Genomic DNA, 1,732 nt, shown 5'->3' on the forward strand with positions numbered 1-1,732 from the left:
GCTCCACAGAATAAGGAGGACACAACAATGTCTGGAGCAACGAATAAAATCACCGCACTTTACTGCCGACTGTCGCAGGAGGACGAGCGACTCGGCGAAAGCCTTTCTATCGAGAACCAGAAGGATATCCTTTTGGACTACGCTAAAAAGAACCACTTCTCGAACCCGGTGTTCTTTGTTGATGATGGCTATTCTGGCACGAACTATGACCGCCCCGGCTTTCAGAGTATGCTGGTCGAGATCGAAGCAGGGCGTGTAGGAATCGTTATCACAAAAGACCTGTCCCGACTGGGGCGCAACTCTGCCTTGACGGGTCTGTACACAAACTTCACCTTTCCCCAGTATGGCGTTCGCTACATTGCCATTAACGACAATTACGACACCATTGACCCGAACAGCGTAAACAACGATTTTGCGGGCATTAAGAACTGGTTCAACGAGTTTTACGCCCGCGATACCAGCCGCAAGATTCGGGCTGTCCAGAAGGCCAAGGGAGAGCGTGGAGTACCGCTGACGGTCAATGTCCCCTACGGCTATGTGAAAGACCCGGAGAACCCGAAGCATTGGCTTGTTGACCCGGAAGCGGCTGCGATTGTGAAGCGCATCTTCTCCGTGTGCATGGAGGGACGTGGGCCGACCCAAATTGCGAACCAACTGTGGGCAGATAAAGTTCTGACTCCTACCGCCTACAAGTTGAGCCATGGCCGGAGTACAAACGCACCTGCCCCGGAAGACCCTTACCGCTGGGATAAAAGAGCAGTAAGTTTGATTCTGGAACGCCGGGAGTACACTGGCTGCACAGTCAACTTCAAGACCTATACTAACTCTATCTGGGATAAAAAGAGACATCTGAATCCTGTGGAAAATCAGGCTATCTTCCTAGATACACATGAGCGCATTATTGACGATGATGTGTTTGAAAAGGTTCAGGAGATTCGTAACCAGCGTCACCGCATGACCCGGACAGGCAAGAGCAGCATTTTCTCCGGTATGGTCTACTGCGCTGACTGCGGTTCTAAGATGCAATATGGTTCGTCCAACAACAGGGACTTCAGTCAAGACTTCTTTGATTGCTCTCTGCACAAGAAGAACGGGAGCAAGTGCAAGGGACACTTCATCCGGGTAAAGGTTCTGGAAGGACGTGTACTGAGTCATGTTCAGCGGGTGACGGACTACATTCTCCGTCATGAAGACTACTTTCGCAAGGTCATGGAGGAGCAGCTTCGGGTGGAAAGCACCGAAAAGCTGACCGTCCTAAAGAAGCAGCTTGCCCGGAATGAGAAGCGGATTGCAGACCTCAAACGGCTGTTCATGAAAATCTACGAGGATAACGCCAGCGGAAAGCTGAGCGATGAACGCTTTGACATGATGAGCCAGAGCTACGATGCCGAACAGAAGCATCTGGAAGAGGAAGCCCTCTCTATCCATCAGGAAATCGAAGTACAGGAACAGCAGATCGAGAATATTGAGAAGTTCGTCCAGAAAGCGCACAAGTACGTTCATATTGAAGAACTCACCCCTTATGCTCTCCGTGAACTGGTGTCGGCTATCTATGTGGATGCCCCGGATAAGTCCAGCGGAAAGCGGGTGCAGCACATCCATATTAAGTATGATGGGCTGGGGTATATCCCTCTGGATGAACTGGAAGCAAAAGAAAAGGCGTGACCGAAGTCACGCCAAATCTGCCCCATTGCGGGAACTTTTGCAAATACTGTTTTATGGGAACTCTGCT

1 protein-coding gene is annotated in these 1,732 nt (G+C 50.6%); it reads left to right on the forward strand.

The window, feature by feature from the left end; translation table 11 throughout:
* Positions 1–1,665: recombinase family protein (locus tag C7J97_RS14585; protein WP_242983541.1), on the forward strand; the 1,665-nt coding region annotated here is incomplete at its 5' end.
* Positions 1,666–1,732: the final 67 nt, after the last annotated feature.

The sequence above is a fragment of the Faecalibacterium prausnitzii genome (assembly GCF_003324185.1).
In the GTDB taxonomy this organism is placed as follows: Bacteria; Bacillota; Clostridia; order Oscillospirales; family Ruminococcaceae; genus Faecalibacterium; species Faecalibacterium prausnitzii.